At 40.6% G+C, this 14,511-nt stretch carries 15 protein-coding genes; 14 read left to right on the top strand and 1 reads right to left on the bottom strand.

What is annotated here, in order from left to right; all coding sequences use genetic code 11:
* Positions 1-20: 20 nt before the first annotated feature.
* Positions 21-1,163, bottom strand: coding sequence for a 6-bladed beta-propeller (locus N7U62_RS05915; protein ID WP_264136975.1), 1,143 nt, complete (start codon positions 1,161-1,163; stop codon positions 21-23).
* A 314-nt stretch (positions 1,164-1,477) separates the two neighbouring features.
* Here N7U62_RS05915 and N7U62_RS05910 point away from each other — a divergent pair, with 314 nt between their 5' ends.
* From N7U62_RS05910 to N7U62_RS05845, 14 genes are all read left to right on the top strand, one after another.
* Complete coding sequence (locus N7U62_RS05910; protein WP_264136974.1) at positions 1,478-2,449, top strand: zinc-binding alcohol dehydrogenase family protein; 972 nt, start codon at positions 1,478-1,480, stop codon at positions 2,447-2,449.
* A gap of 294 nt (positions 2,450-2,743) precedes the next feature.
* Complete coding sequence (locus N7U62_RS05905) at positions 2,744-3,400, top strand: hypothetical protein (RefSeq protein ID WP_264136973.1); 657 nt, start codon at positions 2,744-2,746, stop codon at positions 3,398-3,400.
* A gap of 206 nt (positions 3,401-3,606) precedes the next feature.
* The gene (locus N7U62_RS05900) at positions 3,607-4,059 is read left to right on the top strand and encodes a hypothetical protein (RefSeq protein ID WP_264136972.1); all 453 of its coding nucleotides are present in this window, start codon (positions 3,607-3,609) and stop codon (positions 4,057-4,059) included.
* A gap of 504 nt (positions 4,060-4,563) precedes the next feature.
* The gene (locus N7U62_RS05895) at positions 4,564-5,118 is read left to right on the top strand and encodes a hypothetical protein (protein WP_264136971.1); all 555 of its coding nucleotides are present in this window, start codon (positions 4,564-4,566) and stop codon (positions 5,116-5,118) included.
* 124 nt (positions 5,119-5,242) lie between these two features.
* The gene (locus N7U62_RS05890) at positions 5,243-5,866 is read left to right on the top strand and encodes a hypothetical protein (protein ID WP_264136970.1); all 624 of its coding nucleotides are present in this window, start codon (positions 5,243-5,245) and stop codon (positions 5,864-5,866) included.
* 278 nt (positions 5,867-6,144) lie between these two features.
* Complete coding sequence (locus N7U62_RS05885) at positions 6,145-6,768, top strand: WG repeat-containing protein (RefSeq protein WP_264136969.1); 624 nt, start codon at positions 6,145-6,147, stop codon at positions 6,766-6,768.
* A gap of 104 nt (positions 6,769-6,872) precedes the next feature.
* Positions 6,873-7,331 carry a hypothetical protein gene (locus N7U62_RS05880; RefSeq protein ID WP_264136968.1) on the top strand — a complete coding sequence of 153 codons (459 nt, stop codon included), beginning with the start codon at positions 6,873-6,875 and terminating at the stop codon, positions 7,329-7,331.
* 323 nt (positions 7,332-7,654) lie between these two features.
* On the top strand, positions 7,655-8,080 hold the full coding sequence (locus N7U62_RS05875; RefSeq protein WP_264136967.1) for a hypothetical protein: 426 nt from the start codon (positions 7,655-7,657) through the stop codon (positions 8,078-8,080).
* A 518-nt stretch (positions 8,081-8,598) separates the two neighbouring features.
* Positions 8,599-9,330: a DUF6090 family protein gene (locus tag N7U62_RS05870; RefSeq protein WP_264136966.1), complete on the top strand. Its 732-nt coding sequence runs from the start codon at positions 8,599-8,601 to the stop codon at positions 9,328-9,330.
* Between the two features lie 248 nt (positions 9,331-9,578).
* Positions 9,579-10,031, top strand: coding sequence for a hypothetical protein (locus N7U62_RS05865; protein ID WP_264136965.1), 453 nt, complete (start codon positions 9,579-9,581; stop codon positions 10,029-10,031).
* A 229-nt stretch (positions 10,032-10,260) separates the two neighbouring features.
* Positions 10,261-11,391 (top strand): ATP-binding protein, encoded by a 1,131-nt coding sequence (locus tag N7U62_RS05860; RefSeq protein WP_264136964.1) that lies wholly within the window; start codon positions 10,261-10,263, stop codon positions 11,389-11,391.
* Positions 11,392-11,403: 12 nt separating this feature from the next.
* Entirely contained in the window at positions 11,404-11,760 is a 357-nt protein-coding gene (locus N7U62_RS05855) for a response regulator (RefSeq protein WP_264136963.1), read from the top strand.
* Positions 11,761-12,006: 246 nt separating this feature from the next.
* A complete protein-coding gene (locus tag N7U62_RS05850) occupies positions 12,007-12,615 on the top strand; it encodes a fumarylacetoacetate hydrolase family protein (RefSeq protein WP_264136962.1) in 609 nt (202 codons plus the stop codon).
* The gene (locus N7U62_RS05845; RefSeq protein ID WP_264136961.1) at positions 12,602-14,494 is read left to right on the top strand and encodes a M23 family metallopeptidase; all 1,893 of its coding nucleotides are present in this window, start codon (positions 12,602-12,604) and stop codon (positions 14,492-14,494) included. The genes N7U62_RS05850 and N7U62_RS05845 overlap by 14 nt, the downstream gene beginning before the upstream one ends.
* The last annotated feature ends 17 nt before the right edge of the window (positions 14,495-14,511 follow it).

Genomic DNA, 14,511 nt, shown 5'->3' with positions numbered 1-14,511 from the left:
TAGAATCTAACATCTAGTATCTATAAAGGTAAGGGATTGAACTTCTGAACCCTCAGTCCGGGTTTCACCTCGCTGGTGTAGAGGTTGCCTTCAGAGTCCATGGTCACGCAGTGTACCCAGCCGAACTGTCCGGCATTTCGTCCTCCGGAACCAAAGGACCCCAATACCTCAAAGCTCTGGCGGTCATAGACCCATACTTTCATGTTTTTGGCATCTGCGACGTAGAGTTTGCTTTGCTTAGGATCACGAGAGAAAGTGACATCCCAGATAGTACCTGGACCCGCTTCTTTTGCCACAAAAAACTGCTTGACATAAGTCCCGTCTTTCTCGAAGATCTGTATGCGGCTGTTGGATCGATCGACTACATAGAGCAGACCATCGGCTGAAAGGGAGATGGCATGTACAGCAGTTTTGAAAGAGCGGATGGAGTCTACTTCGTCAAATGAAGGCAGTTCCTCATCGTGCGGTTTTTCGCCGAATCCTCCCCAGTGTCTTTTGTAAGCCCCGGTATTCGCATCGAAGACTATCACTCTGCGGTTGGCATAGCCATCGGCAATGAATACCTCGTTGGCCGCCATGTCTACGGCCATGTCTGCAGGGCCTCCGAGCAAAGTCGTGTCGTTACTGCCTCCTGTCTGTCCGTTGATGCCTATCTGAAGCAGGAGTTCGCCACTGCTGGTGTATTTCATGACCATGTGATTCTTGGCATTGCCAATCCACACATTCAGACTGTCGTCTACATAGATGCCATGTTCGCTCCCGACCCATAGTTGGTTGCCGTCTACTTCGCTTTTGGTCGTGTCACCTACCTGCCAGGCCTGTAGCACATTTCCTTCCTGATCGAACTGTATCACCGAGGGCGCAGGGGAGCAGCACTCCGGTGTATAGGGGCTGTCTTCCTTTCTCACCTCTCTGGGAGACAGGGAGGCAGGGCGCTGGATGATCCAGATGTTGTCGTTTTTGTCAGCATGGATGCCGGGAGTCTCACCGAGGATCCAGCCATTGGGCAAGGGCTTGGGCCAGAAGGCATCTACTACGAAATCATTGGCATTGAGAATGACTTCTTTCTGTGCCTCTTCCTTGGCAGGGGCTACTGAGCAGGAAGTCAAATAAGCCATCGAAAGGGTGGCTACTAGTAGGATAGGGTTCGTGATTTTGATCATGATGGAATGTTGATAAATAAGTATGCAATCTAAAGATAGGAGAAAGCAGATAGAATCGCTTACCGCTCATGTAAACGCAGGTTTTTTGCTGCTATAGAGATTCTAGTAGTTAGACCTTAGATAGTTAGAAACTAGAGCCAAGAGCCAAGAGCCAGTAATTTTAGATTTTAGACAGCTAGAAACTAGATTTTAGATAAGGTGTTGGGCGATTTGGTGAGGGTTGGTTTAATTGGGGGCTTATTAAAAGTAGCATATGAATCATATATTAACGATATTGAAGAGACATAGCTACACTCACCGCAACCCATAGACATATGAAAGCTGCCATCACTACCCAGGCTGGAAATCCTGAAGTCATCGAGATCAAAGAAGTCGCACAACCTGAGGCGAAAACAGGGTGGGTGTTGATTCAGGTCAGAGCTTTTGGACTCAACAGATCAGAATTATTTACCCGAAGGGGGGATTCGCCAGGAGTCGAATTTCCGCGCATACAGGGTATCGAGTGTGTGGGATGGGTACAGGAAGATCCCTCCGGTACCTATGCCAATGGTCAGCAGGTGGCCGCCATCATGGGTGGCATGGGGCGGTTTTTTGATGGGGGCTATGCAGAATATACGCTCGTACCCTTAGAGATCGTCTTTCCTTTCGAGAGCCAACTACCCTGGCACATCCTTGGGGCCATACCTGAGATGTTTCAGACCGTATCGGGTTCTTTGCATCAAGCCCTGGAAATAGAAGCAGGCGAAGTGCTCTTGATCAGGGGAGGGACTTCTTCTATCGGTATGCTGGCTTGTCAGCTGGCCAAAACAAAAGACCTGACCGTCGTATCTACCACCCGTAATCCCGCTAAGAAGCAGACCCTGCTGGACAATGGAGCAGATCATGTACTCATCGATTCGGGATCTATTAGCGAAGAACTCCGCAGCTTGTACCCGGCTGGAGTTGATAAGGTGCTGGAATTGATCGGAACCCAAACGCTAAAGGATTCTTTGAAGTGCATAGCCCCAAAAGGGATGGTATGTATGACCGGAATCCTGGGCAATGAATGGACGATGAAAGACTTTACCCCCATGGGAGACATCCCGTCGCTGGGTCGACTGACCGTCTATATGGGAGAGTCCAAAAACCTATCCAAAGAACTGCTTCAGGCCTTCATCGATGAAGTAGAAAAGGGAAGCATTCAACTGAATATTGACAAAGTCTATCCACTGGATCAGGTCCCCATCGCCCATCAATACATGGAAGACAACCTGGCCAAAGGCAAAATAGTGGTAGAGCTGAAATAGGGGGGCTGCTAGAACCTTATCAAAATCCAATGTAATCCCTAACAGCCACCTGTTTTTGCAGCTTTAGTGGGAAATCACAACATTGGGCGTCAACCACCGAATATCCTATCCCTCATTTCAGGTATATTGTCCAGGCCTGTGATCAAATCCTATCCGAGCAGTTGTATGTCAACAGGACGGGCATTAGATTGGGGTGGATTTTAAATAAACGAATGAAAAACCGATTGCAGCTCCTTATGGGAGATTTTGGGAGGGGGGCTGTTGTTAAGGTTATTAGAGCACATCAGGAGTAATATGAAAGCTTTTTTGACAACATTGGTTTTGGTTAGTGTCATATGGAACTCCTATGGACAAACAGGAAGAATAGAGGGAGAATCTTGGAGCAATTATGTTGAACGTACAGCAATCGAATCTGATCATTTAGAACCTGTTGATAGCTATTTTGATTATTTTAAATATGAAATTGACTATAAGAATAAAATTCGCTCTTTTCTTTTAGATACCCTAAACAAACGACCTTTAGCAAGGCTGTTAGTTCTTCCATCATTCACTAGTGAGTATGTTATTAACCTTGAAAATATTGAGGGTACCTATGTCGTGACTAAAGTATCAGTCGATAGGAGTATCTGGTATGCAGAGAATCCGGATGATATTAAAATCATAATCAGCGAAAGAAGTATCTCAAAAACTTTAGCTGATAAGATTGATAATTTATTTGAAACAGCACTAGATCAAACTAAGTACAAAAATAACGGAATGATGGGAACCGATGGAACAACTTATTATTTCACGTCAATTGGAAACTCTGGGAGGAGAACGGCAACAAAATGGTCTCCCAGAAAAGGAACTAAGATCAATCAACTTATTGGAATAACCGAAGCACTTACTTTGAGGAACCTGAACGAAGATCAACTAATTGATGAGATTGATAAACTTATGGGAAGGTTCTAAACGTGCTCGAACAAATGTTATGAATGAATGGGGTATCGATCAGGATAATTTTGTGGCACTTGGAAAGTCTGCCACAAGTAATGTATTTGAAAAAAGCCGTGGCTTTGAGCCAAGACGAAAGGTTAGTGAATTCTAATGCCCACTCATCAAAGCTTAGCGTTAAGATTATTTCGTCTGTAATAGAGTAGTACTTCACTCCTGAACATATGACTCGAATTCTTTTAATCATCTTGGTTTTTGCAACATTTCCATGCGTAGCTCAACAGCCAATTAATCTAAATAGCTACTATAGATGCTGGGCTAAACTTGTTGAAGGTGATGATGCAATCTCATTTTTAGCTCCTACTCAGGCGGAATGTAGAAGCGGTAATGCTGTACTTGCGTATCAAAAATTTCTTGGAAGCAAAGGAAGTAAAGCCATTTACGAAATCTCTGACACTTTGAACATTCGAACCGGTTGCCCTGAAAATTGCCTCTACATAACCACTTGCGAAGGGAACTCCGAATCGAGAGCTTACATTATATTGATTCGAGAAGATTACTCTAATGAATATTTCGAGAAGGTTAACCTAGCATGGGCTTACACGACAAACGGAAAATTAAAGGAAGTTGACCCTTCAACCCTTAAATGCTTGAACGAAGACTTTGTTGTCGATTAAAACTAAATCTAACAGTCATTTCCATAATTAAACTTCTTCAGATATAAATTTTATCAAATGGCTGCCTCTAGTTTCTTTTAGCTGTTATCGATTCGAGCAATGGGGTGTCGGACCATCCAGACCAGACTCGAGATCTAATGAAACGCCCTATTAGCCACCTGCCTTTGCAGCTATGGTGGAGAATCACCGAACTGGACCTCAACTACCGGATATCCCATCCCACATTTCAGATATTTTGTCCAGGCCTGGGATCAAATCCTATCCGAGCAGTTGAATGTCAGCAGGACGGGCATTAGATTAGAGAGAATTTTAAATAAATGAATAAATCACCGGTTGCAGCACTCTATGGTTGATTTTGGTAGGGGGCTGTTATTGAGGTTGTTAGCATCAATTTAAGACAACGATAAGAATACAGAGTTACTGTCTAAGAGAAACTTAATAGACTTTGATTAAATAGAGAGAGTATCAAATCTTTTAACAAATACTACTTACAAAAAAAATACTATGAAATTAAAAAAACGAACGAGCATCACGGCAATCTTATTCATGACTTTACTTTTATTCAGTTTTTCAAAATCTGATAAATGGGTTTTATTCGAATCGACCGAATATGGTTTTAAAGTTGATTTTCCTAAAGAACCGACTTCTAATCCTCAAACTGTGAATTCAGAAATAGGGTTGTTAAAAATGAATATTTTCATGTATGAAGCCTCAAATAACAAGAAGGATGATAACTTGGTTTACATGGTAAATAGTACGGAATATCCTGACACTTTGATAAACTCAAATAAAACTGAGATTTTGTATAACTTTTTTAGAAACTCAATTGATGGGGCAGTAAATAATGTGCACGGGAAATTATTATCTGAAACAGTAATTACGATAGATGAATACCCTGGAAGAGAAATAAGAGTTGATTTTCAAAATGGAAAAGCGGTAATAACAATGCGTTTATATCTTGTCAAGAATCAAATGTATATGCTTCAAACAATAACAGAAACAAATAAAGATTTTAATAATTCGATAAAAAGATTTTTTGATTCATTTGAATTGCTATAAAAAGCTGGTGCTAACAATGTGTCATACGTAATAGCGGGTAAAGTAGTAATTATAAAGGTTTGACAATGAAGAGCTTCAAAACCGAGACTATACATACACTCAACGTTATGGTCAATAGAAAAAAATGAGAAGTTTTCTAATCGTATTTGTAATGAGTTCCTTCTACTTGAACTCTTGCAATTCTCCCAGACCAAAAGAGGAATCAGAAATTTCAGAGCCTAACGAACCGACAGCTTTGGAGGTGAAGGTTGTTAGACCAGAAAGAGAAGATGAATCTACAACTGATACTAGCAAAATTGGCCTTCATCCTTACAATATTGAAGAACTTCCTGCTAAGTGGGTTAGATTAACTCAAACAGACTCGATTCCGATTATTTATAGTACTTGTGATGGAGGAAATCGATTGATCAGCATCATACGAAAAGACGAAGGATTTGATTTACTCATGCATGGTCAGCAAGAGGATTATGAGTACAACATAAAAGATACTCGCATTACTGAGGCTGGCATTATTCTGATTAAGGCCACTTGGGTTGGTTCAACTGAAGAACAAGAGTTTAAATTTACTTGGATTGATACGGACAATGGATTAGGGAAATGGGAGACAACATTTCACCCTAACTATTATCATGTCGACGAGTTTGTCATGGAAAAATTCGAACAAAGCTTTCCTAAAGTAGAGCAACCATGTATTGAATGCTTTGATCCTGAAGATTGTGCCGAAATGGAGAGCTTGAAAAGCCAATAGAGGCGATAATATATACTGAAAACCTGATGGAATGGCTTAATGGTCAACTGCCTTTGCCACTTTGGTGGAGAATCACCGCATGGGACGTCAACCACCGAATACCCCATCCCTCATTTCAGGTATTTTGTCCAGGCCTGTGATCAAATCCTATCCGAGCAGTTGTATGTCAACAGGACGGGCATTAGATTGGGGAGGATTATTAATTAACGAATAAAACACCGAATGCAGCACTCTATGGTTGATTTTGGGTGGGGGCTGTTGTTAAGCATATATCAAAAATGAGTAACAGAAAAGTATTTTTGATTTTAATTCTGCTAATATTGCCAATACTACTTTTAGGGATATATAATTACTTTGTTAATGAGTTTTCCGATGCTTTTGCTAAAGGATATTTTGGAGAATCAGAATCTAAATCAGAACAGAAAAGCCAAATACCTTCGACCAATGACGACATTTTATATCGGATTTGTGAAGATGCAATATGTGAATTAGGAACTCCGTCAGGCTATATTAACTCAGTTGGTGATACAATTATACCAATAGGCCAATTTTATTATTGTTATACCGATACAATAAAGAATTATGGGATCGTATTAGACCATAGTGGTAATTGCAAGGCATTAAATAATCATGGCGAATATCTTTATGATGTAAAATGGTATGATAACGGTCCTGATTACTTATCTGATGGAATGTTCAGAATATTGAAAGATGGTAAAATCGGATATGCTAATTCAAAAGGAGAAATTGCTATAGAACCACAGTTTAAATGTGCAAGCCAATTTAATGAGGGGCTAGCAAAAGTTTCCTATGATTGTGAATTAATAAATGGTAAAGGACATACAAAAATGATAAGTGAGTCCTGGATTTACATAAATAGAAGAGGTGAAAAAATAAAATAGAAAGGCTCTACAACATTGGGTCATAGAGCATACGCCAATTCGCATAGGCTTGCCCGAAGGAGGCTCCATACCTGAGACGTTAAGGCCAGAATAACACTTATCACGTGAGTTATTTAACTATCAACAAAAAATACAGGCTCAATTCGGAAACTAATTTCAATGACAAACTGAATGAACTTCTGACGGAAACAGATGAATTTGAGATAAATAAACTTGAGAATAACCTTATAAAAATAATTTCAAATATCTCATGGGGAGTACTAATAGTAAAAGGAGGTGGTGGTTTTCCGATAAACATTCTAATCGACACTTCAAACGTAGAAATTAATCGAACCGTTGAAATAAGAACTAAAATCAGAAAAGAGCACTTCTTATTAATGGGTCTACTGATACTCTTCCAAGTTGGTGCAATATTTTCAAACAAGGATATTTGGACTCAATTATTTGTTATTACGATTGTATTGATAAGTCACTTTTGGCTTCATTTCATATACCGTGTTCAAGAGAATACTTTAATTAAAAAGGTTATTTCAAAACTTGAATTAGAACAAATTAGCATCTAACAAACTCTGCCATGAATAACCCTCTGCAGATCTAATTTTAATCAAATCGCTTCCTATAGCTGTTTTAGAATCGAGTAATGGGGAATCCGACCATCCAGACCAGACTCAAGACCTAATGAAATGCCTTAATAGCCACCTGCCTTTGCAGCTATGGTGGAGAATCACCGAACTGGACCTCAACTACCGGATATCCCATCCCACATTTCAGATATTTTGTCCAGGCCTGGGATCAAATCCTATCCGAGCAGTTGTATGTCAACAGGACGGGCATTAGATTAGAGAGAGTTTTAAATAAACGAATGAAACATTGATTGCAGCTCTCTATGGGTGATTTGGGGAGGGGGGCTGTTGTTGAGGTTGTTCTGGGCTATTGCCGCAAATTGCAAATGAACCTAATCAAGATATCTATTTTTATTTTACTCGTTTCCTTTGGCTGTTCTCAACAACCTAACGAACCAACATTTCAAGGAAATTCTAATGTCATTGGTCAGTGGCATACGAACGACAAAAACTGGCCACATTGGCTCATGTTTGACTCGCTAAATAACTTTTATCGCTGGAGTTTCAACGAACAGATACCTTCCGTACCAACGGCAAAATTTGTTGCAACTGATTCAATAATTAAATTCATCTATCCTCCTGACAGTGTCGAACAAGAACTCATTTTACAAGTCTTTGAATCCAATAAATTGATGATTCTACCTACCGATGACCGAATCATGTCAACTTATATCTATCAACGAGAATAGTTTTTCCGACCCGAGATTTGCTGAAATTTACATTTTTCGACTAACTGATATAGAAGCTGATTCTCTTCGGAGTGAAATTCCGAACTATCAAACTGCTGAGGACTCGATTTTTGAAGACGCATTTTATCTCCTTGAACACTCTTGGATCAACTTTCAATTTGTAGATTCAACTTTGGTTACTCTTAAAGATGGTTCAACATATAACAAGTTTGATATGGGAGGTTATGGAGTTATCTATTTCACGAACGACAGTACCTATATTCGGGAGGGTTTTCCAGAACGGGCACAATTTCAAGCTGAAATTGATTCATTCTTCCATTTTGTGAATCGGGTAGCTGGATTGTAGAAATAACAGCCAAGTAACAGACGCTTCCATGAATATCCCTCTGCAGATCTGAATTCAAAGGTGTATCGTCTATAAACCATTGCCCATACAAGCGAAGCAAATCATATTTATACCCTATTTTAGGCTATAGAACACTAAATTGTTGTTCTTGATCATAACCTAACTATAGCCCATGATCCAATTCTTTAGAAAAATCAGACAAAACTTGCTTTTAGAGGGGCAGACAGGGAAGTATCTGAAATATGCTTTGGGAGAGATAGTTCTGGTCGTGATCGGGATATTAATTGCCCTTCAAATCAACAATTTAAATGAAAATTCAAAACAGAAACGCCAGGCGAATAACTACAAACAAACTTTAATAACAGAGCTGAAAGTTGATTTAATGAGCTTGGATCAATTGGATACTTTGTGTCGCAAAATGCAGGGTGATATCAATGATTATATCTCCTATTTTAAAAAACCAGATAAGGAAATCGGTGTGGTAATACAAGAAATGGATAAGGTGACCTATTATGGTGACTTCTACCAAAGCAGGGCCTATACCATAGACGATATTATCAATACGGGCAATCTGGAACTATTTAGCAAAGAGATCAAACATGCCATTTTGGAATTGAAAGCCACGCAGGAGTTTTATGAAAAAAACAGAGAGGAAGTGGTACAACATTGGGTACTTAGCAATCTTGAATTTGAAAATGCAGTAGACATGCTTTCCTTTTATGATCTCTCAGACGTTGAAGCGAAAAATCTCAATGACTGGAGGTTGGATTTAAAATCAGATCAATACCGATTGTTCAACAATAGGGCACTTTCTCTTTTACGGACTTATTATTTCCGAACCGATCAAAACCACAAAATGAAACAGAGCATTGAAAAACTGTTAACAGAATTGGAGCAGGAATGACTTGCTAAGCACATCCATAAGCTTTGAGTCATTTGCAAAGGCGGTAAGGTTGGGATATTTTTATTGAAAATTGAAAGACACAGCTCAGAAATGACAGTTGAGCGATGTGGAGCAATATCCCCATGAAGAACAATCTATTCCTAATCATATTATTCTGTCTTATATCATGTAGGTCTGAAACAAGCAGCGCTAGAATCTATCAAGAATATTTGCAACTAAGTAACCACTCTTGGAGGTGGCTTAGGAACATGGACAGAACACCCTTATATCGTTATAATGTCGATGATACCCTAATTCTTAATCCGGGGCTGAGATTCCTTATGATCCCCAATGACACTGTCCAAGGTATTCCCTTATCTGATGAATATTTCTTCGATGTAGAACAGCCAACTGCTGTTAGATTGACATGGTCTAATAAGGAACTCTTCTACCACGAACTTTATCATTTTGTAACGCTGGAAACGGATTCTATTGTCACTGGTACTATAACCTCTGAATCATTAATAGCCAATCAGGAAAGTTGCATAGATATGGCTCACGAACACCAGCGGCAACTTCGAATGATTAAGAAAATAATTGATGGATATAATGAACGGGTTTCTCTCTTAGCGGAGAAATACGGGTTGACTGAAGATTCGCTATTTCAAGTCCTAGCAAAGGAACACCATCGAACCACTGGAAGTCCTGTATTTGGACATTAATTTCCAAGATGTTGTAAATATATATAGGGACATAACCATCTAAACGAGGTGTCTGTAGTTTACTGTTGATGTATTGGTAGATTTTTTTCACTGGAACTATGTACTTGCAATACAAGGGTTTAATTAAAAGACAGTATTAAACCATAAAGAGCCTGGTCTACCTATTTGTTCTAGTGTTTTTTCGTTAAATTAAATATTAAGGTAGACTGTTAAACAAGAGAACTATATTTTGAGAGTAAAATCTGATTTGTATTCAGTCCTTTCCGAGTTCAATGAGATCGGAGATGTCAAGGAGGTTTTGAACGAGACTCCCTCATGCCTGAAATTGATTAATAGGCAAGGGGAACTGATCATGATGAACCCCAAGGGCCTAAGTCTGATCGAGTCGGATTCACTGGAGTCTGTGGTTGGTGCATCTGTATATGATTTGGTCGAACCCAGTCATCGACAGAAATTTATAGAATTCAATGAAAAGGTTTGCGCAGGAGAGAAAGGTTCGCTCATTTTCGAAATAGTTGGATTAAAAGGAGCCCGAAGATGGATGGAGACCTACGCCAGCCCTTTCACCTTGTCCAATGGTGAAACCTGTCACATCGCCATCACCAATGATGTGACAGAAAAAATAGAAGCACAAAAGCAAAGCGAATTAAGAGAAAAAGCCTTGGCTGAATCCATGCGCCTATCTGCATTAGGGCAGTTTGTAGGTGGGGTGGGCCACGAAATCAACAATCCGCTCACGATCATTTCTACCCAAACCTCCTTCCTCAAAATGTATTTGAACAAAAATGGAAAGATAGAGCCGGATATGCTTCTACAAGTTTTGGATCAAATCGAATCCACTACGATGAGGATGTCTGAGATTGTAGGCAATCTCAAGTTCTTTTCGAGAGAACCAAAGGAGGAGGACAAAGGAATCAATGAATTAAAGTCACTGGCAGAAAATACGATTAACCTCTCAAGAAAGAAGTTGAATATCAAAGGCATCAAAATCATTGAGAATTATGAGAGTTGCCAGTTGTATTGTAACCCGATTCAAATTTCTCAAGTAATCATTAACCTAATTAACAACGCCAGTGATGCCATTGAAACCAAGAAGGACAAATGGATAGAGATTTCAATATTTGCAGAGGATGATCAAAAGGTTGTTATATCTGTGAAAGACAGTGGAGATGGCATAGCAGACGACCTAAAAGATCAAATTATGAATCCATTTTTTACAACCAAGAAAATAGGAGAAGGCACAGGTTTGGGGTTGTCTATATCTCAGAGCATCGTGATAGAGCATGGCGGCAGATTGTATTATAACGAGCAGTCCACCAATTGTGAATTTATCGTTGAGTTGCCCTTGTCCAATAACTGACCAACCCACCATATGCAAAAGAAAATATTGGTAGTAGATGATGAATTGTTAATAGCACAAGGGTGGAAAATGTGTTTGGAATTGGAAGGCTTTGTTGTGGATTTTGTTTTGGGAGTGAAAGAAGCCATCAAGAAAATAGAAGAAAGAGAGTATGACTTGATTATAACCGATCTGAAAATGCCCGAACTGGATGGTGAAGTCCTGCTGCAGTATTTACAAGAATCTAAGCTACCCTCTAAAGTCATCATCAGCAGCGGCCACATTGGGAACGATGATCATTTAGAAAAGTATGAATTCGAAAAGATAGTCGAAAAGCCATTCAATATTGAACATGAAATCGAGGCAATCAAAGAGTTGCTCAAGGATTGATTGAAATTCGAACCCTGCCTAACTGGATCTAGAATCGTCGCAGAGTGATTAGAAGCTGTAAGACCTCATAAATATTACTTTGACATCTATGCCGTGGATAGATTTCCTAATAGTCTGCAAAAAAGCATAGTCACTAGGCCCACCAATACAGTCTATGATCCTTTCGTAATATTTATTCCTTAATACTTTTTCATTTTCGCAGACATATTTGAACTTAGCGACTGCTTTCATTCAAATCATACGAATATGAAGATACTGGCCATAGGTAGAAACTATGTGGAGCACATCGAGGAGTTGAACAATGAGAAGCCGGACGAACCGGTAGTTTTTTCCAAGCCTGATTCTGCTATTCTTAGAAACAACGACGCTTTTTATTACCCGGATTTTACAAAGGACATTCACCACGAAGTGGAGGTGGTCGTCAGGATCTGCCGAGAGGGTAAAAACATCGATCCTAAGTTCGTACACAAATACTACGACCAGTTTGGGATCGGTATAGATTTTACGGCCCGGGATCTTCAGACCAAGCTCAAGAACAAGGGGCTGCCCTGGGATCTGGCCAAAGGCTTTAATGGTTCGGCACCTATCTCTACCTTTCGATCTACCGAAGGCTATGATTTGAAAAACCTCAATTTCGGACTCAAAATAGATGGCCAGCAAGTGCAGCAGGGCAATACCAGCCACATGATGTTCGATATTGATTATCTGATTTGCTACCTCTCCAGGTTCTTTATGCTCAAGAAGGGGGATTTGATTTTTACCGGTACGCCTAAAGGAGTAGGGCCAGTTCAAATCGGCAACAGGTTGGAAGCATTTTTGGAAGATGAAAAAGTGATGGATTTTGAGATTAAATAGTCTGCTTGCCTGCCTCATATGTTGTGTTTCTTTTTTTACCTCGGCTCAGTCGCCTAAGAAGGGGGATTTCATCTTTCCTGTTCGTCCCCAGCAAGAAAACTACCTTGCCGGTACCATGGGGGAGCTGCGTTCGTCTCACTTTCATGCCGGGATAGACATCAAGACGAGTGGTACGACAGGCCTGCCGATCTATGCGGCGGCAGATGGTTATGTGCAGCGAGTGCGTGTATCTACCAGCGGCTATGGCAATGTGATCTACCTCTATCATCCACATAACGAGTCGGTGACTGTCTATGCGCATTTGGAGGAATTCAGTCCTGCGTTGGCCGCCTATGTCAGAGACGAGCAATACAAAAAAGAATCTTTTGAGGTTAATCTGTTTCCTGATGCAAATGAGTTTTCTTTCAAGCAAGGAGAGGAAATTGCCAAATCTGGTAACACAGGATCATCCTCAGGACCGCATTTGCATTTCGAGATCAGAGACAAGCAACACAAGATTTTAGATCCTTTGGCCTATGGATTTGACGAGATCAAAGACACGACTCCTCCGACCATCGAGAAGGTGGCCTTTGTGACCTTAGATGCCAATTCGCGCATCAATGGGATGTTTGGGCGATTCGAATTTGCCATAGTGCGTGATGCCCATGGCAATCCTATATTGGATGCTCCAATTTCATTGGTGGGCAAGATAGGAGTAGAGGTCTATGCTTATGACAAGTTGGATGGCGCCCGCAACCGGAATGGTATTCCTCGCCAGACCCTAACCCTCGATGGCGACCTGGTCTTTCATCAAAACATAGAAGAGCTGGAATTCAACCTCCAAAGAAACATACTGGTACACACCAATTACAAACGAGCGGTTCAGGGTGGTCGTCGCTTCAATAAGCTCTATGTGGATGAAGGTAATGAACTGGAAATCTATAAGACCAATGCCTACGACGGATTGATGAACATCATGGATTTGGATCCTCATCATTTGGACATCCGGCTAGAAGATAGCTATGGCAACATCAGCCAGTACCGGTTCACGGTCAACAATCTGAGTACGAATATCAGGCCTTATCAAGAGGAGATGAGCAAGCGCAAACCTCAAGGAGAGCTCCATGGTGATTTGCTTGAGCTCAAAGGTGATTTGAGTGAATACAACTACTGCGAGGCGCTGATCTATCATGACTCTACACAGACGACTTTGCAGTTGTCTTATGTGGTCATGGACGATGCCTTCTATCTTTGGGATATGAGAAGAGGTCTTCCTGATTCGGTTAAGATTTGTGATCAGATGATCTATTTTGATTTCGCGGGGACGCTCACCGAGGGTAGACCTTCGGCTTTCGATGGAGAAAACATCATCATCAAGTCTGGCTCCAATGCCCTTTTTGATACTTCATATATCCGCTATCGATATGAAATGGATTCGCTTACAGGTCAAGAGTTGTTTCAGATCAATAATCTCGAGACTCCTCTCCGGCACAATGTGAATGTGACGCTATATCCTCGTAAGATATATGACCAGGACAAAGCTGCCGTCTATAGCATTGATGATCGCGGGAACATGAGCTATATGGGAGGGACCTGGGATTATCACAGCATTCATTTCCGTACCCGCTATTTGGTGCCTTATACCATAGCTACTGATCTGGAAGAACCCAGCATAATACCTCTCAAACGCAGGTATGGTGTGGTCCGATTCAAAGTCAGAGATGACCTGTCGGGTATCAAAGAGTTCCGGGCAGAGCTAAATGGTGAATGGTTGTTGATGAACTATGATTCCAAAAGGAATCTGCTTTGGTCTGACGAAAAAGTGTCGGTTACGGGGCATTTCGAGTTGTATGTCAGCGACTTTGCACGCAACATTTCCACCTTCGAATTTGACTATTGATTCTTGGAATAAGAACA

It is taken from the genome of Reichenbachiella ulvae (assembly GCF_025833875.1).
Classification (GTDB): domain Bacteria; phylum Bacteroidota; class Bacteroidia; order Cytophagales; family Cyclobacteriaceae; genus Reichenbachiella; species Reichenbachiella ulvae.
The sequence above is the reverse complement of the archived record's forward strand: the minus strand, read 5'-3'. Positions and strand labels throughout refer to the sequence as shown.

Excerpts from the sequence above, each read along its gene's own strand:
- N7U62_RS05905 (WP_264136973.1), top strand. The coding sequence starts at position 2,744 with ATGAAAGCTTTTTTGACAACATTGGTTTTGGTTAGTGTCATATGGAAC.
- N7U62_RS05865 (WP_264136965.1), top strand. The coding sequence starts at position 9,579 with ATGGACAGAACACCCTTATATCGTTATAATGTCGATGATACCCTAATT.
- N7U62_RS05850 (WP_264136962.1), top strand. The coding sequence starts at position 12,007 with ATGAAGATACTGGCCATAGGTAGAAACTATGTGGAGCACATCGAGGAG.
- N7U62_RS05900 (WP_264136972.1), top strand. The coding sequence starts at position 3,607 with ATGACTCGAATTCTTTTAATCATCTTGGTTTTTGCAACATTTCCATGC.
- N7U62_RS05870 (WP_264136966.1), top strand. The coding sequence starts at position 8,599 with ATGATCCAATTCTTTAGAAAAATCAGACAAAACTTGCTTTTAGAGGGG.
- N7U62_RS05855 (WP_264136963.1), top strand. The coding sequence starts at position 11,404 with ATGCAAAAGAAAATATTGGTAGTAGATGATGAATTGTTAATAGCACAA.
- N7U62_RS05895 (WP_264136971.1), top strand. The coding sequence starts at position 4,564 with ATGAAATTAAAAAAACGAACGAGCATCACGGCAATCTTATTCATGACT.
- N7U62_RS05875 (WP_264136967.1), top strand. The coding sequence starts at position 7,655 with ATGGGTGATTTGGGGAGGGGGGCTGTTGTTGAGGTTGTTCTGGGCTAT.
- N7U62_RS05885 (WP_264136969.1), top strand. The coding sequence starts at position 6,145 with ATGAGTAACAGAAAAGTATTTTTGATTTTAATTCTGCTAATATTGCCA.
- N7U62_RS05910 (WP_264136974.1), top strand. The coding sequence starts at position 1,478 with ATGAAAGCTGCCATCACTACCCAGGCTGGAAATCCTGAAGTCATCGAG.
- N7U62_RS05890 (WP_264136970.1), top strand. The coding sequence starts at position 5,243 with ATGAGAAGTTTTCTAATCGTATTTGTAATGAGTTCCTTCTACTTGAAC.
- N7U62_RS05915 (WP_264136975.1), bottom strand. The coding sequence starts at position 1,163 with ATGATCAAAATCACGAACCCTATCCTACTAGTAGCCACCCTTTCGATG.